This is a genomic window from Rudanella lutea DSM 19387 (assembly GCF_000383955.1).
Lineage (GTDB): Bacteria > Bacteroidota > Bacteroidia > Cytophagales > Spirosomataceae > Rudanella > Rudanella lutea.
Map to the genome: position 1 here is coordinate 5373902 of NZ_KB913013.1, position 22511 is coordinate 5396412.

The 22511-nt window shown below is 55.4% G+C and carries 20 protein-coding genes; 5 read left to right on the top strand and 15 right to left on the bottom strand.

Annotated features, from left to right (window positions below; genetic code table 11):
* Window positions 1-125: 125 nt before the first annotated feature.
* Both clpB and RUDLU_RS0122050 read right to left on the bottom strand, forming a co-directional pair.
* On the bottom strand, window positions 126-2777 hold the full coding sequence (gene clpB, locus RUDLU_RS0122045) for an ATP-dependent chaperone ClpB (protein WP_019990606.1): 2652 nt from the start codon (window positions 2775-2777) through the stop codon (window positions 126-128).
* A 296-nt stretch (window positions 2778-3073) separates the two neighbouring features.
* Window positions 3074-4321 (bottom strand): DUF418 domain-containing protein, encoded by a 1248-nt coding sequence (locus RUDLU_RS0122050; protein WP_019990607.1) that lies wholly within the window; start codon window positions 4319-4321, stop codon window positions 3074-3076.
* Window positions 4322-4571: 250 nt separating this feature from the next.
* On the opposite strand from RUDLU_RS0122050, the gene RUDLU_RS0122055 reads away from it, so the two are divergent.
* From RUDLU_RS0122055 to RUDLU_RS27970, 3 genes are all read left to right on the top strand, one after another.
* Window positions 4572-5894: a cation:dicarboxylate symporter family transporter gene (locus tag RUDLU_RS0122055; RefSeq protein ID WP_019990608.1), complete on the top strand. Its 1323-nt coding sequence runs from the start codon at window positions 4572-4574 to the stop codon at window positions 5892-5894.
* A 143-nt stretch (window positions 5895-6037) separates the two neighbouring features.
* A complete protein-coding gene (locus tag RUDLU_RS0122060; protein WP_019990609.1) occupies window positions 6038-6277 on the top strand; it encodes a hypothetical protein in 240 nt (79 codons plus the stop codon).
* Complete coding sequence (locus RUDLU_RS27970; protein WP_019990610.1) at window positions 6262-6546, top strand: type II toxin-antitoxin system RelE/ParE family toxin; 285 nt, start codon at window positions 6262-6264, stop codon at window positions 6544-6546. Before RUDLU_RS0122060 ends, RUDLU_RS27970 begins: the two co-directional genes overlap by 16 nt.
* A 55-nt stretch (window positions 6547-6601) precedes the next feature.
* On the opposite strand, the gene RUDLU_RS0122070 is transcribed toward RUDLU_RS27970, so the two are convergent.
* Both RUDLU_RS0122070 and RUDLU_RS0122075 read right to left on the bottom strand, forming a co-directional pair.
* Window positions 6602-8767, bottom strand: coding sequence for a T9SS type A sorting domain-containing protein (locus RUDLU_RS0122070; RefSeq protein WP_157580349.1), 2166 nt, complete (start codon window positions 8765-8767; stop codon window positions 6602-6604).
* A gap of 243 nt (window positions 8768-9010) precedes the next feature.
* On the bottom strand, window positions 9011-10252 hold the full coding sequence (locus RUDLU_RS0122075; RefSeq protein WP_019990612.1) for a DEAD/DEAH box helicase: 1242 nt from the start codon (window positions 10250-10252) through the stop codon (window positions 9011-9013).
* Between the two features lie 127 nt (window positions 10253-10379).
* Between RUDLU_RS0122075 and RUDLU_RS27975 the strand changes: the two genes are divergently transcribed.
* Window positions 10380-12095, top strand: a complete 1716-nt coding sequence (locus RUDLU_RS27975; RefSeq protein WP_169578067.1) for a sialate O-acetylesterase — start codon at window positions 10380-10382, stop codon at window positions 12093-12095.
* A gap of 41 nt (window positions 12096-12136) precedes the next feature.
* Here the strand turns inward: RUDLU_RS27975 and coaE are convergent, their stop codons facing one another.
* From coaE to nusB, 6 genes are all read right to left on the bottom strand, one after another.
* Window positions 12137-12739 carry a dephospho-CoA kinase gene (gene coaE / locus RUDLU_RS0122085; RefSeq protein ID WP_019990613.1) on the bottom strand — a complete coding sequence of 201 codons (603 nt, stop codon included), beginning with the start codon at window positions 12737-12739 and terminating at the stop codon, window positions 12137-12139.
* On the bottom strand, window positions 12736-13428 hold the full coding sequence (locus RUDLU_RS0122090) for a YbbR-like domain-containing protein (RefSeq protein WP_342663156.1): 693 nt from the start codon (window positions 13426-13428) through the stop codon (window positions 12736-12738). Before RUDLU_RS0122090 ends, coaE begins: the two co-directional genes overlap by 4 nt.
* Window positions 13429-13530: 102 nt before the next feature.
* The gene (yajC, locus tag RUDLU_RS0122095) at window positions 13531-13842 is read right to left on the bottom strand and encodes a preprotein translocase subunit YajC (RefSeq protein WP_019990615.1); all 312 of its coding nucleotides are present in this window, start codon (window positions 13840-13842) and stop codon (window positions 13531-13533) included.
* 18 nt (window positions 13843-13860) lie between these two features.
* Window positions 13861-14310, bottom strand: a complete 450-nt coding sequence (locus tag RUDLU_RS0122100; RefSeq protein WP_019990616.1) for a DUF1573 domain-containing protein — start codon at window positions 14308-14310, stop codon at window positions 13861-13863.
* Window positions 14307-14609, bottom strand: coding sequence for a YtxH domain-containing protein (locus RUDLU_RS0122105; protein ID WP_019990617.1), 303 nt, complete (start codon window positions 14607-14609; stop codon window positions 14307-14309). The genes RUDLU_RS0122100 and RUDLU_RS0122105 overlap by 4 nt, the downstream gene beginning before the upstream one ends.
* 87 nt (window positions 14610-14696) lie before the next feature.
* On the bottom strand, window positions 14697-15833 hold the full coding sequence (gene nusB / locus RUDLU_RS0122110; protein ID WP_019990618.1) for a transcription antitermination factor NusB: 1137 nt from the start codon (window positions 15831-15833) through the stop codon (window positions 14697-14699).
* A gap of 167 nt (window positions 15834-16000) precedes the next feature.
* Here nusB and RUDLU_RS28940 point away from each other — a divergent pair, with 167 nt between their 5' ends.
* The gene (locus RUDLU_RS28940; protein ID WP_052316756.1) at window positions 16001-16687 is read left to right on the top strand and encodes a DUF4190 domain-containing protein; all 687 of its coding nucleotides are present in this window, start codon (window positions 16001-16003) and stop codon (window positions 16685-16687) included.
* A gap of 137 nt (window positions 16688-16824) precedes the next feature.
* On the opposite strand, the gene RUDLU_RS0122120 is transcribed toward RUDLU_RS28940, so the two are convergent.
* The 5 genes from RUDLU_RS0122120 to RUDLU_RS0122140 all read right to left on the bottom strand — a co-directional run bounded on the left by RUDLU_RS0122120 (window position 16825) and on the right by RUDLU_RS0122140 (window position 22381).
* A complete protein-coding gene (locus RUDLU_RS0122120; protein ID WP_019990620.1) occupies window positions 16825-17226 on the bottom strand; it encodes a hypothetical protein in 402 nt (133 codons plus the stop codon).
* A gap of 115 nt (window positions 17227-17341) precedes the next feature.
* Window positions 17342-18376: a glutamate 5-kinase gene (gene proB, locus RUDLU_RS0122125; protein WP_019990621.1), complete on the bottom strand. Its 1035-nt coding sequence runs from the start codon at window positions 18374-18376 to the stop codon at window positions 17342-17344.
* Window positions 18377-18475: 99 nt separating this feature from the next.
* Window positions 18476-19489, bottom strand: a complete 1014-nt coding sequence (locus tag RUDLU_RS0122130) for a pectinesterase family protein (protein ID WP_019990622.1) — start codon at window positions 19487-19489, stop codon at window positions 18476-18478.
* Window positions 19477-20619: a pectate lyase gene (gene pelA / locus RUDLU_RS0122135; protein ID WP_019990623.1), complete on the bottom strand. Its 1143-nt coding sequence runs from the start codon at window positions 20617-20619 to the stop codon at window positions 19477-19479. The genes RUDLU_RS0122130 and pelA overlap by 13 nt, the downstream gene beginning before the upstream one ends.
* Entirely contained in the window at window positions 20609-22381 is a 1773-nt protein-coding gene (locus RUDLU_RS0122140; RefSeq protein ID WP_019990624.1) for a RagB/SusD family nutrient uptake outer membrane protein, read from the bottom strand. The genes pelA and RUDLU_RS0122140 overlap by 11 nt, the downstream gene beginning before the upstream one ends.
* Window positions 22382-22511 lie beyond the last annotated feature (130 nt).

Consider the following 22511-nt stretch of genomic DNA (forward strand, 5'->3'; position numbering starts at 1 on the left):
TTACTTAGGTGAAAGTGAAATTGCCTTAAGTAGCTTATGTTGTATTTTTGATGCAAAGTGTATCGGTTTATACGCAAAACGCCCGGCCATATGGCCGGGCGTTTTGCGTATTTATAACTGAATATTTATTGAAGTATCGGCACCACCTTGTCCAGGTTGTAGAAGATGATGTCCTCTTTGCCGTTTTCGTCTTCGTTGAGCATCATGCCCACGATCGCGTTTTTCTGAATCCGACCCGACAGAATCTCTTTCGAGAGGGCGTTCAGAATGCGACGTTGCAGGACGCGCTTCAGCGGTCGGGCACCAAACTGCGGGTCGAAGCCTTCACGGGCGATGAAGTCGAGCACCTCATTATCGGCTTCGAGGGTAATACCCTGCTCGGCCAGCCGGTGCTGAATCTGCCGGAACTGAATGTCCATGATCTTGCGCACTTCACGCTTGCTCAGCGGCTGGAACATCACCAGTTCGTCGATTCGGTTCAGAAACTCAGGCCGAACCGTCTGCTTCAGCAACTCGAACACCTCATCTTTGGTGCTTTCAATCACCTGATCGGCGTTGCGGTCGTTGATCTCGGCGAAGCGCTCGCGGATAATGTGCGAGCCGATGTTCGATGTCATGATGATGATCGTGTTCTTGAAGTTGGCCACGCGTCCTTTGTTGTCGGTCAGGCGGCCATCGTCGAGCACTTGCAGCAGGATGTTGAACACGTCGGGGTGCGCTTTCTCGATTTCGTCGAGCAGAACCACCGAGTAGGGTTTCCGACGAACGGCCTCGGTCAGCTGACCGCCTTCGTCGTAACCCACGTAGCCCGGAGGGGCACCAATCAACCGGCTTACGGCATGGCGTTCCTGAAACTCGCTCATATCGATGCGGACCAGGGCGTTCTCGTCGTTGAACAAAAACTCAGCCAGCGCCTTGGCCAACTCGGTTTTACCGACCCCGGTGGTGCCGAGGAAGATAAACGAACCAATCGGCCGTTTGGGGTCCTGCATACCTGCGCGGCTCCGGCGTACGGCATCGGCCACTACCTGAATGGCTTCTTCCTGACCAGCCACCCGCTTGCCCAGTTCGGCTTCGAGGAACAGCAGCTTGTCGCGCTCCGACTGCAACATCCGGCTTACCGGAATCCCGGTCCACTTGGCCACTACTTCGGCAATATCTTCCGACGTCACCTCTTCCTGTAGCATGCGGTCGGCCCCATCGGCGGGTTGTCCGTCGCTCGTAAGTGTCTTGAGCCGGTTTTCGATTTCGGGAATGCGGCCGTAGCGAATCTCGGCTACTTTGCCGTAGTCGCCCGCCCGTTCGGCCTGCTCGGCTTCGATACGCAGGGTATCGAGTTGCTCTTTGAGCGTCCGGCTTTCGTTGACCGATTGTTTCTCGGTTTCCCAGCGGGCTTTCAGCGCATTACGCTGCTCGTTGAGGTCGGCAATCTGCTTGCTCAACAGCGTCTCTTTGTCTTTATCGTTTTCGCGCCGGATGGCCTCGCGCTCAATTTCGAGCTGCATAATGCGCCGGTTCAGCTCGTCCAGTTCTTCGGGAACGGAGTCGATTTCGAGCCGAAGTTTGGCAGCGGCTTCGTCCATCAGGTCAATGGCCTTGTCGGGCAAAAACCGGTCGGAGATGTAGCGGTTCGAGAGTTCGACGGCGGCAATCACAGCATCGTCTTTGATGCGAACCCCGTGGTGCAGCTCGTAGCGCTCCTTGATACCGCGCAGAATCGAGATGGCGTCCTGTACGTCGGGTTCGTCGACCATCACAGCCTGGAACCGGCGTTCGAGGGCCTTATCCTTCTCAATGTATTTCTGATATTCTTTCAGCGTGGTAGCCCCAATGGCGTGCAATTCGCCACGAGCCAGGGCGGGTTTTAGGAGGTTGGCGGCATCCATCGCGCCTTCGCCACCACCGCCCGCGCCAATAAGCGTGTGAATCTCATCGATAAAGAGTACGATTTCACCATCGGAGTCGGTCACTTCTTTGATAACCGCTTTCAGGCGCTCTTCAAATTCGCCTTTGTACTTGGCACCGGCCACGAGCAGACCCATGTCGAGCGACATGATGATCTTCGACTTGAGGTTTTCGGGAACGTCGCCCTGCACGATCCGCTGGGCCAGGCCCTCGACAATGGCGGTTTTGCCGACGCCGGGCTCACCCAGCAGCATCGGGTTATTTTTGGTCCGGCGACTCAGGATCTGAAGCACCCGCCGAATCTCTTCGTCGCGACCGATAACGGGGTCAATTTTGCCCTCGCTGGCGCGCTTGTTCAGGTTAATGCCGTACCGTTCGAGCGATTGGTACGTGGCTTCTGCATTTTGGTCTTTCACAGGGTTGTTTTTGCCACGCAGTTCGCGAATGGCATCTTTTAAGGTCTTTTCGGTAAAACCAATGTCTTTCAGGAGGGTAGCGACGGCGTCTTTACCGCCCACGAGGCCCAGCAGCATCATTTCGACGCTGACGAACTCGTCGCCAAAGTCTTTCATCTGCGTCTGTGCGCGTTGCAAAGCCGCATTCAACTCGTTGCCGAGGTAGATACCCTGCTGCGAACCACCGCTGATGGATACTTTCGGGTAACCGTTTACAATAGCGTCGAGTGCCAGGGTCAGTTTTTTCGTATCGGAGCCGAGTTTCCTGGCCAGAAATCCGACCGTGTTGGGGTCTTCTTCCAGAATGGCTTTGAGCACATGGCCGGTTTCGACAGTCTGTTGCCCGTTGCCCTGCGCCATCTGAGCCGCGTGTTGCACGACTTCCTGCGCCTTAATAGTATAGTTGTTAAAGTTCATGGCCGGTTTCAGTTAACAGTGATCAACGGACAACGAACAACGTACAAGCAACCGTTCTCTAATAACTGTTCGTTGTTCACTGTTCGTTGGTCGTTGGTCGTTGTAAACTGTTAACAACAAATGCCGGGCCGAGGTGTTATTCAGGACATTTTGGCGTAAAAAAGAGTGGTTGGCGAGTATTTGCAGACAAAACGTCATTTGTTGCTCACGCGCGTCAGCCATTTCCATAAAAAATGCCGTAGTGTGATCAGGTTGAAGCCCCGATCACACTACGGCATTTGCTGCTTTGGCACCTGTTACACCCGCATAGGTTGCGCTTTCCCGTACGTTAAAGACCGCCAGAGCCATTCGAGCGGGCCGTACCGGAACCGCGCTAACCACCACTGACTGAACAGGATCTGCACAAAAAGAATGGGGAACGTGAGCAATGCCGCCTGCCAAAGTTCGGTTTTGCCGAGTAGCCCCAGGCCGTACCCAAAAAATAACAGGCACCCGATCACGGTCTGGAGGATGTAGCTGGTCAGGGCCATTTTGCCGACCGATGCCAGCAGCCGGACGATCTTTTGCCAGTTGGCACGCTGAAACAACAGGGTCAGGCCCGTGATGTAAAAGATCGTCAGGGCGGAGTTGCCCACATCGTAGAGAAAGCCCAATGTCAGATCAATGGCCTTGGGAGGCTGGTTGTTTTGGCCGATGATGGCGATGGCGGTCAGGAATAGAAGGATAATGGCCAGCACGCCAAATCCGCAGGATCGGGTTAGCTGACGGAACAGCCGCTTGTTTTCGCCTATTTTTTGGAACAGTCGCCGACGACCGGCGTACAGACCCAACAGGAAGAAACCCAGCGTAATGTAAATGCGGCCGCTATCGATCTGAAACTGCATTTTATCGTCGAAGGCGTTCAGGTTCGACTCAACAAGAGCCGCGTAACTGCCTTTCGTCAGCAGATCGTAATAGGCCTGCGCTTCTTTCTCGAAATTTTGAGGGGGTTGTCCAGCTTGGGCCTTGGCGGGCGCTGTTGCAATGGCGTTGTACACGGACTGAACCCGATTGGGCAGGTTGGCGACAAGCAACAAACCAACGATCAGCACTACCCTGTTGGACAGCCGGCCGAACGGGAGCATCAGAAAACCGAGCATGGCGTAGATCGACAGAATATCGCCCCGCCATTGGGCATGGTGTAGCAGACCAATGGCGCCGAGGATAACCAATCGCCAGGCAAAACGGGCATAAAAACGGCCCGGCGAATCGGTGGAGCGGGTGAGCATGAGCGCAAAGCTCAGACCGAACAGAAACGAGAAAAAGGTGTAGAATTTACCATCGAAGAAAATGCCGACAATTGTTTGGGTAATCGTGTTGCCCACGCCACTCGCGTGTGCCCCATAAACGCTACCCGGCAGTGGGCCGGCCGCAAACCATTGCGCGGCATGAACGAGCAGGATGCCAAAGAGGGCCGCCCCGCGCAGGGCGTCAACCGTTTCGATGCGCGGGGCCCGGGTAGCAGCAACGGTCGGAGAAAGGGTAAGGGGAGCAGAAGTGGTCATGTTCAGAAGTAGTGTTGTTTGGTTCAATCTACGATGGGAACAGAGGGCCGGGCAACCTGAAACGGATGAAGTCGCCAAAACAATGTTTGAACGGAAGGTGATGCCTTCTCAAGTGAAACCGGAGCAACGTTTATGGGCGGTTTGGGTAGTGGAGTGTGTTTCAGGCAGGTATGATAGCCTCAGTATGGGATGGTTGTTTCGGTTGTGTGAATAACCGTAATTGCGGTGATTAGCCTCGTAAACCGCTCTCATGAAGCTGCTGACTAACTTGACGTTTTGGGTACTTACGGCCATTACGGCCGGTATTCTCCTTGGCCATTACCGGCCCGACCTGGCCCTGATGCCCGTTCTCGACGAACCGCTCAAAGCCCGGTTTATGGGGCAGGAGCTGACCATTGGGGCTACCGTCAGTGAGTTTTTGAGCGGCATTTTTATCAGCACGGTCAAGTTGTTTATCAATCCGATCATCTTCCTGACCATCACGCTCGGTATTGTGAGCATGGGCGACCTGAAAAAAGTCGGTAAAGTGGGGGCCAAAGCCCTGTTGTATTTTGAGGTAGTCACCACGTTGGCCCTGCTGATTGGTATCGGAGTCGCTCACGTCATTCAGCCGGGGGTAGGCGTGAGTACGGCGGCCGTCAAAGGGGGCGACATCAGCAAATACACCAAAAGTGCGGAAGCCTTCAGCTGGCTCAAGTTTTTGGGTGATAATTCAACCTTGCAGGTGCTGATTGTGGCTATTCTGACCGGCATTGTCCTGAGCCGATACAGTGGGCGCGAACGGGTTGTCCCGGTCCTGAACCGGGTGGCTAAGGTGGTCTTTACAGCCCTGCATCGGGTTATGCTACTGGCGCCGATTGGCGCGTTTGGTGGCATGGCGTTTACCATTGGTAAATATGGCCTGGCCACCCTGTTGCCGTTGGGCAAATTGATGCTGACCGTGTACATCACCATGGCCCTGTTCATTTTTGTGGTGTTGTGGTTCATTCTGCGTCATGCGGGCGTCCGGCTGTGGTCGTTTTTGCGGTATATCCGGGAGGAGTTGCTGATTGTATTGGGCACCTCATCGTCGGAAGCGGGCCTGCCGAGCCTGATGGAAAAGCTGGAGCGTATGGGCTGTGCCCGCTCGGTGGTGGGGCTGGTAGTACCGGCCGGGTATTCGTTCAACCTCGACGGAACAACCATTTACCTCTCCATGGCGACGCTGTTTCTGGCGCAGGTGTTCGGCGTAGAGCTGACGGTGGCCCAAATGCTCACCATCATTGGTATTCTGATGGTAACCTCGAAAGGGGCCGCCGGGGTTACCGGCAGTGGCTTTGTGGTGCTGGCGAGTACGCTTACGGCTATTAAAGTGATTCCGGTGGAGGGACTGGCCCTATTGTTGGGTGTCGATCGGTTTATGTCCGAAGCCCGCAGTATCACCAACTTTATTGGTAATGGCGTGGCTACTATCTGGCTGGCCAAAAACGAGGGCGCGTTTGATGCCCAAAAGATGGAATGGGCCTTCGCTCGTGTCGACGTGACCGAGGATATCCGGACGGATAACCTGGATCAGAAGCCGGTTGCGAAGTAGGTTGTGGGGCAAAGTGGGGGTAAAACAGGCCTTTTTTGTTATTCCGACCAAACGCCCTCAACTATCTGCCTATGTTGAACCTGCCTTACACTCAATAAAATCCGCAACTTTTCGTAATTTCCAGAAACGAAACAGCCAACGCCATGTCAGCACGAGAACTAAAAGCTGAACTTCACCAACGCATTGAAGACCTGACCGACGAGCAACTGTTGCAGGTTTATGCCTTTGTGAATGAGCAATATGGAGGAGGGGAAGGCGACTTTGATCCTAACTCACCTGAAGTATTGGCTAAAATTGAAAAGTCACTAGCAAGCGTAGGCGAACAAAAAACATACACTACGGATGATATTCTTACGCTAATCAAGCAATGCAATACACGATAGCCTGGACCGAAAATGCCAGAGATGAGATTCGGGCGATTCTGGATTACATGTTGGAACATTGGGAAGATGGTGTCACAAGTCGCCTGGCGGATGAAATACAAAAGGTTGCCGATCAACTCAGTGCTTTTCCGTATTTGGGTATTCAGCACGAACGATACTCCAGTCTAAGGCTAATACGGGTTAAGCCTTATTACAGGTTGCTATATACCGTAGTTGAAGAAAAGAAAGAGGTGCTAATCCTGAACGTTCTGGACACCCGCCAGCCATAAAAATACCCCGATCTGAATTTATACAGATCGGGGTATTTTTATGGCTACACTCGTTCTATTTCTTCACTACTTTCAGCGTCTGTTGCTGACCGTTGCACACGGCTCCCAGCAGATACACACCGGCTGAACCGCCTATGCGCAGCGTCTCGATTTGCTCGGTAGCCTGCATCTGCACCGCCCGCTCTGCCACGATTCGGCCCGTGGCGTCACTCATCCGAAGCACAACCGTTTGGCCTGCCGCACCCGTTAGGCGCACCTGTACCTGATCTTCCACGGGATTGCCCAGCAGTGTCACCTGCCAGTTCCGGCCTGTTTCGGCACTGGCCAAACGCGCGTTGGCGGGGCAGCTGGCCGTGAAGGTGGTGCTGATTTCGCGACCGCTCTGGCGCGCATATAGGGTGAAGGTGGTACTTTGCCGCTGATAGGTAGGCACCGTGAAGTCGGTCGGGCCCCAGTCGCGTAGGCCGGGGATGCGGTACTCCACCAGCGAACCATCGCCCCCGCTCGTGATGAGCCGCAGCAGGCCCGTTTCGCAGTAAAACGCTGGCGTTTCAAACCGCAGCGCCGTTCCCGCAGGAGGTGTCACCGGTGGGGCGACGGGCGGTGCGGTAGTCCCGCAGGCCGTGGTGAAGTCGGTACTGGTGTAAGCGCCCAGGCTGGTGCGAGCTTCGATCTTAAAGGTGGTGTTGGTGCGCTGCCAGGTGGGTACCAGAAAGTTGTTGTTACCCGACCAATCACGCAGACCGGCGGCACGGTACTCAACGCTACCATTGGGATTGTTGACCACCGCGCTGAGTTGACCGGTGTTGCAGTCGTAGCTGGCACGTACTTCAAAGCTATTGGCGGGTGGATTAACGGGCGGAGTGGTGGTGGTACTTGGGGGCGGGGTGGTAGTGCCACAGGCGGTGGTGAACCCTACCGAAATCATTTGCCCATTCTGACGGGCCTCCAGGTTGAAGGTGGTGCCGTTGCGCTGATGGGCGGGTACCGAGAAGCTGTTGCTGGCTGCCCAGTCGCGCAGGCCGATTATGCGGTACTCGATGGCCGAGCCGTTGCCGCCAGAGGTGTTGAGGGTCAGCTGGCCCGTATTGCAGTCGTAGTTGGGGGACGTCAGAGCAAAATTACTGGTGGTTTGTTCGGGGCTGAACTTGATGAACCGGGGGGTATTTGTGGCCACGATATACCCGCCATCAGACGCTTTCAAGAGGTCGGAGGGGCCTCCGTCGGTCACATCAACCTGCCAGAGCGGGGTGCCTGACAGGCTCAGCTTTTGCAACACCACTCTGCCCGCGCTAAAGGCTACGAAGGTTACGCCGTTGGGTTCTGCCAATAATTTATATGGGTTGGAAATTCCAATATCGGCCTGATTGACCGACCAGACTTCATAACCGCTGGGGTTTATTTTGCTGATTTTCTGGCTGCTCGCTACATAGTAACCATCGCGGGCAACCGTAGGCGTAATTGCCCGTGTCCAATTGTTGGGGTATGGGCCGGGGTAGCCGGGCAGAGCAAAACTGGTATCGGTATCTGTGATTTTCCTGAGGTTTGTAAAGCCATTTCCAAATCCGACAAGAATCCCCCCATCGACAGCTTCGGCAAGGTCGCTCACAAATTCTGTGGAAGCTGCGTAGGCCAGAGTATTATCGACCGGTGTTCGTCCGAATGTAAGCTCTCGGCCATTTTTGTCAAAGTGCTGGCGAAATGCACTTGAAACAATCCCTCTTCCAATGTTTGTGAACTTCACGTAGTAATCGGAACGCTCCAGCAGAAATGTATTTCTGTAACTCGTAGGGCGTATGCCGGGCACCAACGGCAATGGGTCCGGGACCGTATTCCAAACGGTATTTCCCTGCACATCTAACTTGGTGATAAAGCCTCGAGCATTGAATCCGTCACGGTTAACGTTACCGCTAATCAAAAAGCCACCGTCCTGTGTTCTGATAAGCTGATTGGCCTCATAGGTATCAGGTGAGTTAGGCAGGGTGCGAATAGGCTGATACTGCCCGTCAGCCGTTAACCGTGCCAACGTTGAGCTACCAAATCGAGGGGTGAGAAGAACGAAATACTCTCCTCCCGGTGCGTTAACGACCTTTGCTACCGTGGGGGGCTGTCCCAGATCAACACGCCATTGTACCGTTGGCGCGCTTTGCGCCCATACTGATGCTACGCTCAGCAGCACCAACAACATCCCGAAAAGGGTGGATTTGGAAAGGTTTGTCATACAAAAAGATAGGAGTGTGTTTGTCTATCTGGACAAATGATTCTTAAACTAACCAAAGGGTTGTGATGCAACTCGCTATTTTTTTGCGTTCAAGCTGATGCGTTGATAATCAGAGATAATCGAGCTACGAGTTTATCGAACGGTAACTTCTACGTATAGGCAGCGAGCCCGTACAAAACCAAAAGCCGGTGTAACGGTCTGGTATCGACGTTACACCGGCTTTGCGGGATAAAGCAAGAACTCCTACTTCTTGTTTTTCTTTTTCTTTCTGCCGTTTTCTTCAAACTCGGCCACTTCTTTCAGTAAGGCTTTGAGGTTGAAACTGGCTTCGGGGCTAATGTCGCGGGTAAGCTGCCGCTCGTCGTCGGAGAAAATAACCCGGTCGATGGGCCCGCCGATGTAGTCTTCAATATCGGCCAGAAGGGGGTTTTCTTCGGGGCTGCAAAACGACACCGCCCTGCCTTTGCTGGTACCCCGGCCCGTGCGCCCAATGCGGTGTACGTAGTTTTCGGGTTGCTCGGGTAGGTCATAATTGACCACGTAATCCACGTTCGGGATGTCGATGCCGCGCGCGCTTACGTCGGTAGCAATGAGCACTTTCACCGTGCCATGGCGAAACTCGCGCATCACCTGCAACCGGTCCTGCTGATCTTTGTCGCCGTGGATAGTTTGGCTCCGTAGCCCCACCCGTTCGAGTGCCTTCAATACCCGCTCGGCCCGCACTTTGGTCCGGACAAAAACAAGGAGTTTGCTCTCGGGGTGCTCGTTGATCAGACGTTCCAGAAAAAAACGCTTGTCGTCCATTTCCATGAAGGCAATGGCGTGGTCAATGTTTTTGTTGACCGGGTTATCGGGCGAAATCTGGATTCGGATGGGGTTGTGGACCAGCGAATACGCCAGCTTCTTAATCGTCTCGTCGATGGTAGCCGAGAAAAAAAGCGTTTGCCGCTGCCGGGGCAAATGCCGGATCAGATCGCGGATATCCTTGATAAAACCCAGATCGAGCATATGGTCGGCTTCGTCGAGCACGAGCATTTCGACCCGGTTGAGCCGCAGGTGGCCCTGATGCACCAGATCAAACACCCGGCCGGGTGTGGCAACCAGAATATCAAACCCTTTTTCGAGCCGCGCAATTTGCGGGTCCTGATCCACCCCGCCCGTCACGGCGTAAATCCGCACCCGGGTATGGCGCGCCAGTTCCGTAAACGCTTCGGCAATCTGAATCGCCAGTTCGCGCGTCGGCACCATCACCACGCACCGGATTCCCTCGGCCCGCGAGGACGTTTTGCGCAGGTGCAACTGACTGATGATCGGGATGGCGAAGGCCGCCGTTTTGCCGGTGCCCGTTTGGGCGATGGCCAGCACATCCTCGCCTTTCAGAATAGGCGGAATGGCCTTGTATTGAATATCTGTAGGACGTTTGAAACCCAACGTTTCCAGGTTTTGCTTCACCTCCGGGGCAATATTGTAATCGCTGAACTTCATACTGCAAAAGTATGGGATTTTAAACAGAATCGCCGGAGCGATGGTTTTTAAAGCAAGTAGTAACTTTGCGTTTAGTTAAGGGCACTTTGTTCTTACTATGTACCACCACAACTACATCCTGAATCAAGTGAATCAAATTTCTACCTTACTTCTTCGTACGGTTGTTATTATCGTGGGGCTTTCGCAGGCCCTGTATGCTCAGGTAACCGTCACGTTTCCCACCTCCCGCTTCGTATTTCAACGCAGCAACGCCAATAGGGCAACCATATATATCACCGGCCGGTGCCCGGCCAACACCACCCAAATTCAGGCCCGGCTCAGCGCCCGGCAGGGTGGCACATCGACCCCCTGGTTTGTACTCGACGGTGCGCCGGACAATGGTACCTTTCAGGGAGCTGCCCTCGACATCGTGGGAGGCTGGTACGATCTGGATGTTAAGGCGTTCAACGGGTTTGCCGAGATTGGTGCGGCCTACGTAGGCCGTGTGGGCGTGGGCGAAGTATTCGTGGTATCGGGCCAGTCGAACTCCTGGGGTGGCAGTTTTGTGGAGGGGCAAGCCCTCGAAGATCGGGTGTCGATGGTGCTGCAACCCAATGCCTATTATAATGGCCCGGGCAATTTTGAAGAACACGAACTCACCCTCAATGCGGTGGCGGCAACGCTGGGAGCCGGGGGGCAGAGTGGCATGGCTCCGGCAGCTCCTGTGTTCATGTGGGGGGCTCTGGGCGACCGATTGGTACAACGTTTAGGGGTACCAGTTATGTTTTTTGGGGGCTCGCATCCGGGGTCTCGCTCAACCGACTGGTTTGCGGCTGCTTCCGGCGAGCAAAATGTTGGCAACGGCTACTACAACCGTAATGCGCCGTACCGTGCTCTGGGGTCGGCTATGTTGCATTACCTCAAGCGGACGGGCGTGCGGGCTGTTCTCTGGCACCAGGGCGAGAGTGATAACTACTACCGCACCCGCGATGAGTACGTTTCGCAGATCGGTTTCGTGATCAACCGCACCCGGCAGCAGTCGGGGTTCAGCCAATTGGGTTGGGTGGTGTCGCGGGTGTCGTATCTGCACGCTTCGTTTGGGGCCGAATATGTCAATCATGAAACCGACCCCAACATTATTGAGGCCCAGAATATTCTGGCTTCGCAACCCAACAACTGGCCCGGCCCGGCAACCGATGGGCTCATTTATCCCGACTACCGGGTCGAAGATGCGTTCCATGTCCATTTTGGGGGGCAGGACTGTATTCGTCTGGCCGACATCTGGAGTCAGACTCTGAGCGACGCCTTCTTTACCAGCGTACAACCCTCGTTGCCCACGCGCCCCATTCTGCTCACAACGGGCTACGTTTTCCCGTTTGTGACCTCGCCCGGTCAGTCGGTCAATGTCCCCTTACTATCGGCGGTACCTACGCGCGCCGACAATACCTACGAGGTCGATCTGGTGAGCGAGTCGGGGTGCGCCCTGGCTACGGTGGGCAGCGGTACGGGTAACCTGATTCCGGTCACGCTGCCGTCGTGGGCCAACGGCCGCTACCGGCTCCGCGTTCGGTCGACTTCGCCCGCTGTGATAGGGGAACTGGGCGAGCCGATTACGGTCAATGGCTCAGGAGCGGGCGTACCGCCGGGTTACACCCCCGGCCCGCTCACGACCATACGCGCCGGTCGCTGGGATGACCCCACCATCTGGTCGTGTACGCGCCTACCCGACGCATCCGATGCCGTGTACATCAATCACTCGGTTACAGTCCCCGCCAATGGCCTGTACAGGGCGCAGAAAGTAATCCTGAACGCAGGCAGTAAGCTCCTCTACGAACACAACGGCCGTCTGGCACTGGGGCAGTAAGGAAGATTTTGAAGCGGTACTGAAACGGGGCGGTACATGAGTCAGCGGCCCGCCCTGAATTGGTCGTGCAGGGCTATAATTTGCGGGAGCAGGAGGGCAGTTTCGTCGTTGATCAGAATATAGTCGGCGAGGGCGGCCCGGTCCTCGTCCGACATCTGATTCTGAATGATTCCCCGAATCTGGGCTTCGGAACGCTGCGGGTCGCGGAGCCGAATCCGGGCAATGCGCAGGTCCATAGGTGCCTGTACTACCACCACCTTGTCGAGGGTGTTGTGGTCGCCCGCGCGCTTCATAATGGCCGCTTCTTTCACCACATACGGATGGTGGGCGTGTTGCGCCACCCACCGGGCGGTGTCGGCCATCACGCGCGGATGCACCAGCTGATTGAGTTGCCCGAGGAGTTCGGGGTTCTGAAACACCTGACTCGCTACCCACTGCCGGTTATACTGCCCCAGGGGGGTGTAGGCTTCTGGCCCCAGCAACCGAACAATATCGGCTTTCAGGATAGGGTCATGCTCGGTGAGCCATTTGGCCCGGTCGTCGGCGGCATACACCGGTACGCCCAATGCCCCAAATACCGCACAAATAAGGCTTTTCCCGGAGCCAATGCCGCCCGTAACACCGATTTGCAGGGGTGTTTTCATTGCGTAGACAGCAATTCACCAACCTCAAAACTGACCGATACGCGGTTAGCGCTTGCCTTAAGCAGGGGGTGCCGGAAATGATTGATGGGCACCTCCTCGTCGTAATTGTCAGCGATGCGCTTACCCGGAATACGCACCAGCAACGTATCCGAAAGGCCCTGAATCAGTCGGCGGGGACCTTCTACCGTGATCGTTTCGGGCCGAATATTGATCAGGCTTGTGACCACAAACCGGGGGGCCATGTCGAGGTGCAGGCTATCGGGCACGAGGTGTATGGTGCGGGTCATGCGTTGCTCAAAGCCCAGTTCGAGCGTATCGGCAATAACATAGTTGACGCGCAGATTTTTGATCTGTTCCGACAGCGAGGCCGTCATGGCCGAGGTGTTCAGCGTCGACTCGCGCAGGGGGCTTCTGACCACATAATCGACCGACGGCGTTCGGAAAGGCATCCAGGAATGGCCCAGCAGGTTCCAGCCATTGCCCGACACGTTGACCATCACCGTTTTGGGCAGGGGCGAGGTCGGTACGTACATCGAATCGTTGTACACAAACCGAACCGGAAACTCCACGTTGAGCGAGTATCCGTCTTTGTTCAGTGCATTGAGGAGCCAGAACAAACCGGCTACCAGTACGCAGGCCAGCAGCTTAATGGGCTGAAACGTACGGGTTGAAGCGTTGGGAGAGGCCACAGAAATAGTAAAAAACAGGCATTGGTAGTCGTTGTCTGCTTCGATCGCCGAAACGACCGGTATGGACAAGGACTACCAACGACAACGAATAGAAATTCGATTTTAAGCGGTTTTTTCCGGCGACTTGGCCGTGGCCTCGCGCGAAACGGCCGTCTTTTCAAACACGATCTTGATCCCCCGGTCTACTTCGAGCGTCACGGTGGTGTCTTCAACCGAAACCACCCGGCCATGCAGTCCGCCAATGGTTACCACAGCATCGCCTTTTTTGAGGTTTTCAATAAACGACTGCTGCTCTTTCCGCTTTTTTTGCTGCGGCCGGATCATAAAGAACCAAAATACGCCAATGATACCGGCATAGAGGAGCACCGTAAACACGGTTTGATTGGGAGCCGCCTGAGCGAGAATTGTGTGCATGGTAGAATTCAGACTTGATTAGGATTTGGTGGAATCGGCACCTGCTTTGGCATTGACCATCACCCGAAACTGAAGATCCGACATGGCCGGTTCGGTATTGGCAAAAACCGTGACGGTTTTATTTTGCGCACCTACTTTACCCTTGCTGTCGAACCGAACCCGGATCGACGATTTCTGGCCGGGCGCAATGGGTTCGCGGGGCCACTCGGGCGTGGTACACCCGCACGAAGCCGTAATGTTGTTGATAATGAGCGGAAACTCACCGGTGTTGGTAAAGGCAAAGTTGTGCTCCACGGTATCGCCCTCGGTAATGGTCCCAAAGTCGTACACGCCTTGATCGGCAAACTCCATTTTGGGCATTTTACCGGTGGCAGCCTGTTGCGACGCTTCACCCTGCTTACGGTTGTCGCACGCAACCTGCCCCAGGCACAAGCCCGCCAGCATGACCAGATACGCTACCTGTTTCATGCGTTCTGCTGCTTGATTTGGGCCATCAGCCGGTCTACGTCTTCCAGCAGCCGCTCGGCTTTCTCGCGGGCATCGTTGACTACCCGCTGCCCTTCGCTTTTCTGGAAATTTTCGGGCAGGTCGGCCGAGTTGAGCAGGTCCTGAACCAGCTGCTGAAGCTGATCGCGGTACTTGGTCAGTCGGTACGAGAGCCGGTCGCGGGTTACTTCGCCTTTGTCGGGGGCGTATAAAAGTCCAAGAATGGCGCCAGTTGCGGCACCGGTCAGGAAGAGGGCTAAGTCACGGCCAGTTTTGTTCATTATGAAAATGAGTTTACAGTTTTCGGTTTACAGTTTTCAGTTCAGTCAGTAGAATAACTGAAAACTGAAGACAGAAAACTGTAAACTTTATTTATTGTCCAAAAGTCCCCGTCCGCTCTTGCGAAGTTTGCCTTCGTTCTGGAGTTTGGTGGACAGGTTGTCTAAAATTCCGTTTACAAATTTACCGCTTTTCGGTGTACTGTAGGCTTTGGCCAATTCAATATATTCATTGATGGTCACCTTCACCGGAATGCCGGGAAAGCTCATCAGTTCACACACAGCGAGTTTCAGGATAATCCGGTCGAGCATGGCTACCCGCTCCACATCCCAGTTTTTGAGCTGATCCGCCAGCAATTGCTCGTACTGCCCGTCGTTGTCGAGCACATTATTGAAGAGCGTGTTCAAAAACAGCAGATCTTCCTCCCAGTCGTCGGTGAGGGCTTCGAGCTTGAGGCCATCCATCGTCTGCACCGATTTGAGGGTTTTGATGGCCATTCCGCGCACTACCTCGCTGTTTTCGGTCCAGCTCAGGTCAATTTCGGCCAGGAAATCCCGGATCAGCTCGTGCTTGAAAATGAGCGTCCGCAGCACATACTGCACCAGAGCCTGATCTTCGTCGGGCGTGTGGGTTTGTTTTTCGCAGTAAGCACGGTAGGTTGCATCCTGTTTGAGCGATTCTTTCAGGGCCTTACGCACAAACAGCAGGTCGTCGGTCCAGTTTACATTCCGCCGAACGGCCTCGTTGGTCAGGGGCTGATGGCCCGCCAGGGCTTTCACCACCGAGTTGTCGTACAGGGTCGACTCAAACGGAAAGGGGGCCTCGTCAACATCCCGGTACTGCCGCTCCTTATCAATTTGGGCCGCATGCCCCAGCTCAACCAGCAACAATAACACCCGGAGATAGTCGTCGTAGATGCCCTGTACCTCATCAATCATCATTTGAGCGAGGTGGGTGCGGTCTTTCTGACCCCGGCGTCGGTAGTACACCAGTCCATCATTGGCGGCTTTTAGTACCTTAGTGGGAGCATCTTCATCCTCAGCGGGTTGGTTCGCTTTGATGGCCTCTTCAAATAGCACCGAGGCCAGTTTTCGGTGTCCTTCCAGCTGACGTTTGTCCTGGGGCTGCATCGAATTGAGGTCGGGCTGGAAGTTTTCAGCAATCCCGTCGAGGGCTATTTGCTGGTTGGAAAGTTCAGCCTGCCGAAGGGCGTACACCGCCTGCATGACCTTAATTCGGAGCAATCGTCTATTAATCATCCCGCCTAAATCCTATTAACTCTACCGATAAGAAAAAGAACTTCTGTAAATCGTTGCAAAATTAGGGTGCTTTTGGTAGTTTTCCCAACGAAAACCGTCTTGTATACTACCCTATTGTAAAACTTTACTTCTGCATGCTTTCCTTTCCTGCTCTTGCCCGCATGGCTTCATGTCTGGCAACGATCGGCCTTGGCATGATCGCGGTGGGCTGCCAACCGACCCACTACGCCATTGTTCAGCATGAGCGACCGGCTCACAGCCGACTGACAACGGAGCGGCAGGAGGTCGGGCCAATTGGGACCGACACCCTACCCGCTACGGTTCAACGGAATGAAGCCCCCCAACCCACGGTAGCCATTGCGGCAGACGCAGGCCCGGCCCATTCGCCCGCCTACCGACCCAAAGCCCATCATGTGCGCAACCCCGAGGCCCGCGAGCCGAAGCGGGCAGCCTGGCTGCGGGAGTTGAGTGTGAAAAGCAACCCGACGGTTACGGAGTTTGCGCCCCGGCACGAAGCGCCCGTACCCACAACCAAACGTCGGGTGCCGGGCCTAGCCAAGGCTTCGGTGGTGGGCGGAGTTCTGTCGCAGGGGTTGGTGCTGTTTGGTACGGCTTCAGGGCTGGTGTGGGTGCTGGCTGTAATGGTGCCGCTGGCGTCGATTCTGCTGGGTGTGGCAGGATTAGCCAAAATAACCCGTCGGCGCGATGAGTTTCGGGGTAAAGGATGGGCTATGAGCGGGATTTTACTCGCTACAGGGGCCATTGGCCTTGCCCTGATGGCTGCGGCAGCGCTGGCTACATCTGAGGTTATTTGGAAATAGGTGAATGTGTAATGAAAAGTGTATAATGTGTAATGAAAAGTGTATAATGTATAATGGAAAATACTGTTGATTATCAGCTTATCCATTATTCATTATACACTGTCCATTATCCATTCTTTTACCAATCAATTATTCACCTACGCCAGTGCCAGAAAGCAAACGGCTGCAACGTGAAACCAGATCCCAAACAGGCAGGAGACCGGTGTTCCGACAAACGGTTGTGAATGACCCGTTGGACTGGGCAACATCCAGATTAGTCGACGGTCTAAAGCAAAAACGGTGAAAAGCGTGGTCAGGCTGATGGCCAACATGCTATACACCCGGAGGTGACTCAGGTGCATCAGGGGCGAATGGGGCCAATTTTCCATAAACGGAATAAGAAGCATTCCTCCGCCACTTAAGGCCCGGATGGTGAGTGAGCCAACCGTGAGGGTAATCAGCAGATGCACAAACACTTCGAAGAAGGCCCGCCCTCGCGTTTGCAGCCACGGAACCACCAGGCTGGCGAAAGCAGATACGATAAGAACAGAGGTTTCCATACGTAGAGTTTGGTTGACACAAAGCCAACTCGACACCAAATCTCTACACTTACCTTTAAACGGATATTAAGGGTGAGTTAAAAGCGGGTTAAACGGAGGAAAAGGGAGGAATGCATCACAACAGCACAATATCATTGGCGTGTGCGGCTTCCACGTTTTGTTGCTGAAGGTTTTGAATCAGTACTTCCGACGATAAGCGGGCTTTGGCAACGGCAACAACCTGACCCTCGGGATCGAGAATTTCGACCACTTCACCGGCTTCGAACTCGCCCCGTACCTGAGCCACACCCACCGCCAACAGGCTACTCCGACGTTGAAGCGCCCGCACCGCCCCCGCATCGACCTGTAGCTGACCTACGGCAAGGCTGCCACTACCGAGCCACCGGTTGCGGGCCGAAAGGCCAGCCGGCTGGGCATCGAACCGCGTCCCGATATGGCCCTCTACCGCTTTCTGAATCCCGTCGGGCTCGTTCAACCCGAAAATAACTACGGGTACGCCGAGTCGGGTAGCGAGCTTGGCAAACGTGAGCTTAGACGACATACCGCCCAAACCCAACGACGACTTGTCGGTGCGGACAACCCGGAATACCGATTCGTCGAGGGTGGGTACGTGCCGGATAATCTGCCCGTTGTTGTCGAGCAGGCCACCCACCGAGGTGCAGAGCAGCAACGCCTGTGCCCCAAACCCAACGGCGAGCAGGGTAGCCAGTTCGTCATTGTCCGAAAACTTCAACTCCCGGCTGCTGACGACGTCATTTTCGTTTGCAATCGGAATAATATCATTAGCCCACAGTTCGTCGTAGGTTTGTTTCAGTTGCAGAAACTGATCGCGGTGGGCAAAGTGGTGCCGTTCGCAGAGGCTCTGGGCAATCCGTACCCCGTAAACCCCGAAAAAGCGACTATAAATGTTGAGCAACAAGAGGTTGCCTACGGCTGCGGCTGCCTTACGCTGGGTGATGTCGCCCTGATAATTGCGGATAAACGATTTGCCCGCACCCACCGCGCCCGACGAGACCAGTACAATACGGTAATGGGGGGTAAGGGCGGCTACCTGCCGGGCAATATCGACCATGACGGGCTCGTTGAGCTCGCCCGTGGGTTTGGTAATGGACGCGGTTCCGAATTTTAAAACAAGTACTGGTTTCGTCATGCCCGCAAATATACGGCTTCGTGCGTGAGCAGCCGGGCAAAAATTGGTTTTCGGAGCTGGATGGCCTACAAAGGCGCATCAACGCAAACCGGATACGGCTTATCGGCGCCGGGCCTTCAGCCAGCTCGTATCGCCCCCGAATACCGCCTTTGGGCGGTACCCGTCTCTCTCGGTAGAGGTCAATTGTTTCGTCCACGGGGCTCGTTGCTGCGGGGCGGCACCCGGCCCTTTGGAGTTGTACTCGGCGTAAACGGCGGTTTTCTCCGCGTCGGGTTTGTTCCAGTTGTGCCAGCCCGCCGGGTGAATATGCTCGCCCAGCTGACTGTTGATAAACACCGTTTTGGCAAAGTTGCGCCACGGTCTGCCCAGGTACACACTGCCCGTGGGGGCATCGCCCACGAGGGTGCAGTTCAGAAACACATAGCCAACCGGCCGGTTTTCGGGCGTCGATGCGGCCGTCACGTACTGACCGCCTTTTTTGCTGAAAATAGTGCAATGGTCGAAGATCGCCGTAGCCGACCCGAAGATGAAATCGGTGGTACCTTCGATGTAGCAGTCTTTGTAGTACTGTCGGCCCCAGTGCCGGGGACTGCCCGTGTACAGTGTATCCTGAAAGCCCAGAAACCGGCAGTTGACAAACACGACCCGGTCGCCCGTAACGAAGGCGGCAACCGCCTGCCCCACGGGCCCGGCTGTGTTTTCGAACGTGAGGTTTTCGGCCCGAAAATCGTTGCCGAAGATGTAAAACGAGCCCGAAGTGGAGGTCGTCAGCTTTTGCGAGACGCCCGACGGCAGGGTGACAGTTCGACCCGAAAAATCGTCGTAGGTAAGGATGGTGCTCTGCTTGTCTTCCCCAATCAGCGTGACGAAATGCTGAGTTGAGTCAAGGGTAAGTTTCTCTTTGTAAACGCCCTTTTTGATAAAAATCGTGATCGGGCTCCCGTTGTTTGCCGGTACGGTGCGGAGGGCTTCCTGCACCGTGCGGTAGTCGCCGGAACCGTCCTGTGCCACCGTAATCCGTTTCTTCTGGGCATAACCGACCGACGCCAACAGCAGGCTCAGGCCGAAAATCCAAATTCCGCCAGACAGGCGGTTACGTATTAGTTTCCCCATTTTTTTACCCAGTTCGGATAGTCTTTGGTCAGCAGCCGGGCGGGCCAGGTTCCGTACCAGCCGTATCCAGCCCGTCGTTCGTTTTCGATATCGGCCAGCTTGTATTTTATTACACTGTCGCGGCCCGTAAAAAACGGCCGGTTTGTTTCCAGATCGTAAAACCGGGCCCAAAGCGTAGAGCCCGAATCGGGCACCACAACCTGATCGCGGCCCGACGGCTGGTTTGAATCATTGATAGTTTTCACGGCGATTCCCACCAGCTTAACTTGCTCAAACCAGGCTACCGCCGACCGAATGGCTGTTTTGATTTCGGGCGAGGGGTTGTCCTGCTGCATCAGAAATTGCACAATCCCGACCGACTCACTGCCGCTCAGCGAAGGTAGCTCGAACGCCCGGGCTTTGGTGGGTAGAAGGGTCCGGCGGTCGTGCTGAGCGCACCAGACCGTGAGCTTGTCGCCTTGCCTGTACTGGGTTTTCAGAATGCAATCGATGCCTCGTTTTACGGCCGTCTGAGCCTGTGGCACCAACCGGGGCGAGACTCGATCGAAACCATTCTGACCCGTTGCGGTGCGGTGCATCACCCATAGGACATCAATCATGGCTCCGTCGTTGTAGGTGATCTGTCCCCGGTACTTACTCGAATCGGGATAAAACTGGGGCCATCCACCTGCCCGGTTCTGAGCCGACAGGAGAAACGCAATACCCCGCTCGGCGGCCTGAAGGTAGGCTGGGGTTCCCGTTTTGGCGTAGGCACTCACGAGGTAGTTTATCTCGCGGGTGGTAGCCCCGTCGTCAATGGTCGTGTCGAGCCGGTCGCGTTCGGCAGCCAATGTTTTCTGGGTGGCCTTGCTCAACGGTTTGTCGTAGTCGATCCGGTTGCCGCCCGGTTGCGGCCATCCGCCGTTGGCTCGCTGGTAAAGGAGCATCCGCTCAGCCACCGTATCTACGGTAGGCTGGGCAGATGCTTGGTTGGGCAGGCAACAGGCTAAGAGAAACAAGGGACCGAGAACAAGCAGCCACGAGCCACGCCAGAAACGCCCGGCTTCCAACCTCCCTACTGTTGACCGGCGCGTCTGACGGTTTCGTGTGCTGTTCATCCCGATACCCTGTTTTTCCGAATCAATACCCATAATCCTGTTTCAGGTTGGGATTGGCGTCGAGGGCCTGCTGATTAATCGGAAACAGCTCACTCTTGTTGGGCGTGAAATACTGCGCAATGGAGGTGATGTACGTAGCGGTTACGTTCTGCCGCCAGTCGACGCGGGTCCAGCCGGTAATCTGACCCGTTGAGGGGCTGGGCCGGTACAGCGAGCTGAACAGCTGATATTCTTCGCCGTTTTGACGCCAGTAGATGTACTGCGGTACGTTGGCGTACCGGCCCCGGGCGTTCAGCAGGTCGGTCAGGTTGGCTTTAGCCTCGTCGATTTTGGTCTTGAGCAGGTTCCACCGGATGAGGTCATACTTGCGGATACCCTCGCCCCCAAACTCCAGGTAGCGCTCGTTCACGATAGCGTCGAAAAACGCGGCTTTGGTGGTGGGTGTAGTGCCTACCCGGTTGAGGTTTCCCCGGAACGCCCGCTTGCGTACTTCTTCAAAGGCGGCAATGGCTTCGGCGGTAGGGCCGTTTTTAAGCTCGTTTTCGGCCTCGGCAAACATCAGCAGTACGTCGGCAAACCGGATAATGGGCCAGTTGTAGCCGAGGTTCTGAGCCGTGCCGGGCAGCAACGTACCCCGCCAGTCGCGCCGGAATTTACCGTCGGTGATGGTCGTCAGGCGTTGGGGGCTTTTGTTGTTGTTAGCGGCTACCTGATACAGCGTGATGGTCACGTCACGGCGGGTATCGGTCGAGTCGAAGGCGTAGAAGTACGTGGGCAAGGGGTTTATACCCCCTCCGCCCTGACCGAACCGCGAAGCTGCATCGAGCCGGGGACCGTTGTAATACCCAAGCTTACTGTCCGATTGAGCCGACCCACCGGCCGACCCTACCTCAAACATAATTTCACCGGCCGGGTCGGGCTGCATCCCGTTGACGAACTGCTTAAACAGGGTTTCGAAGTTGGCATTGAGCGTGTGCTGATCCCGGCGCTGCATAATGGCAAACGTCTCGTCGCGGGCAATCTGGTAGTATTTCGCGAAGTCGGCCCGGCGTTCCATCTGCCTGGTGTCGCGCCGAAGCGAGAAACCACCCCGGTAGAGGGCCATGCGGGCGCGCAGCGCTTTGGCGGCTCCTTTGGTAATGCGTTCGTTGCGGGCACCGGCTTCGGTACGCCAGGGTAGCATGTCGGCGGCTACGCGGAGGTCTTCGAGCAGGCTATCGTACACCTTATCGCGGTCTTCTTTAGCCAGAAACAGGTCGGTTTGGGTGTACGAGGGCGTCATCGGCGCAGGCACATCGCCCCAGGTACGAATCAGTTCGAGGTAGTACTGTGCCCGGAGGGTCAGGGCCTCGCCGTGCAACCGCCGGAGCTCACGTTGTTCGGTGGCGGTGCCGTTGTTGTATTGCGCCATTTTCGGGATCTGGGCAATGCAGAGGTTGGCCCGTTCGATACCCTGATATAGGGCATTCCACGAACTGGCCAGCTCCGTGTTACCAGCCAGCAGGTTGTACCGGGCAATTCCCCGCCGACCGTTGTCGAGCGAGCCGCTCGTCATCATCTCATCGGTATCATACGGGTAGTACATACTGATACGAATCCCGTAGGTTGGGTCGCCCGAGAGTAGGTCATAGGCCCCCAGTACGGCGAGGGTGGCGTTGCTCACGTGGGAGAAAACGGCTTCGTTGTCGAACTGCGAAATAGGCGCTACGTCGAGGTACTTCTGGCAGGCAGTGAGGCCACCAACGGCGATGACCGTAGCTAGAGCAATGGATTTATAGAAAGAAGTCTTTTTCATGTCGGAACAGAACGTAAAAGGTAAAGCGGCTGAATGAGTGCGGGTGCGGCCGCCAAAGCAAACGGGTTACTTCATAGGTTGGGGAAGACACGTTTCGGCTACAGCCCGCACTCGTTCAATCGCTCGTTCG

Bases quoted from the DNA above. Each gene is read 5' to 3' on its own strand.
- proB (WP_019990621.1), bottom strand. From the start codon at position 18,376: ATGACGAAACCAGTACTTGTTTTAAAATTCGGAACCGCGTCCATTACC.
- nusB (WP_019990618.1), bottom strand. From the start codon at position 15,833: ATGCAGGCGGTGTACGCCCTTCGGCAGGCTGAACTTTCCAACCAGCAA.
- yajC (WP_019990615.1), bottom strand. From the start codon at position 13,842: ATGCACACAATTCTCGCTCAGGCGGCTCCCAATCAAACCGTGTTTACG.
- RUDLU_RS0122130 (WP_019990622.1), bottom strand. From the start codon at position 19,489: ATGGGGAAACTAATACGTAACCGCCTGTCTGGCGGAATTTGGATTTTC.
- RUDLU_RS0122100 (WP_019990616.1), bottom strand. From the start codon at position 14,310: ATGAAACAGGTAGCGTATCTGGTCATGCTGGCGGGCTTGTGCCTGGGG.
- clpB (WP_019990606.1), bottom strand. From the start codon at position 2,777: ATGAACTTTAACAACTATACTATTAAGGCGCAGGAAGTCGTGCAACAC.
- RUDLU_RS0122120 (WP_019990620.1), bottom strand. From the start codon at position 17,226: ATGGAAACCTCTGTTCTTATCGTATCTGCTTTCGCCAGCCTGGTGGTT.
- RUDLU_RS0122140 (WP_019990624.1), bottom strand. From the start codon at position 22,381: ATGAAAAAGACTTCTTTCTATAAATCCATTGCTCTAGCTACGGTCATC.
- RUDLU_RS0122075 (WP_019990612.1), bottom strand. From the start codon at position 10,252: ATGAAGTTCAGCGATTACAATATTGCCCCGGAGGTGAAGCAAAACCTG.
- pelA (WP_019990623.1), bottom strand. From the start codon at position 20,619: ATGGGTATTGATTCGGAAAAACAGGGTATCGGGATGAACAGCACACGA.
- RUDLU_RS0122070 (WP_157580349.1), bottom strand. From the start codon at position 8,767: ATGACAAACCTTTCCAAATCCACCCTTTTCGGGATGTTGTTGGTGCTG.
- RUDLU_RS0122055 (WP_019990608.1), top strand. From the start codon at position 4,572: ATGAAGCTGCTGACTAACTTGACGTTTTGGGTACTTACGGCCATTACG.
- RUDLU_RS0122050 (WP_019990607.1), bottom strand. From the start codon at position 4,321: ATGACCACTTCTGCTCCCCTTACCCTTTCTCCGACCGTTGCTGCTACC.
- RUDLU_RS0122105 (WP_019990617.1), bottom strand. From the start codon at position 14,609: ATGAACAAAACTGGCCGTGACTTAGCCCTCTTCCTGACCGGTGCCGCA.
- RUDLU_RS27970 (WP_019990610.1), top strand. From the start codon at position 6,262: ATGCAATACACGATAGCCTGGACCGAAAATGCCAGAGATGAGATTCGG.
- RUDLU_RS28940 (WP_052316756.1), top strand. From the start codon at position 16,001: ATGCTTTCCTTTCCTGCTCTTGCCCGCATGGCTTCATGTCTGGCAACG.
- RUDLU_RS0122060 (WP_019990609.1), top strand. From the start codon at position 6,038: ATGTCAGCACGAGAACTAAAAGCTGAACTTCACCAACGCATTGAAGAC.
- coaE (WP_019990613.1), bottom strand. From the start codon at position 12,739: ATGAAAACACCCCTGCAAATCGGTGTTACGGGCGGCATTGGCTCCGGG.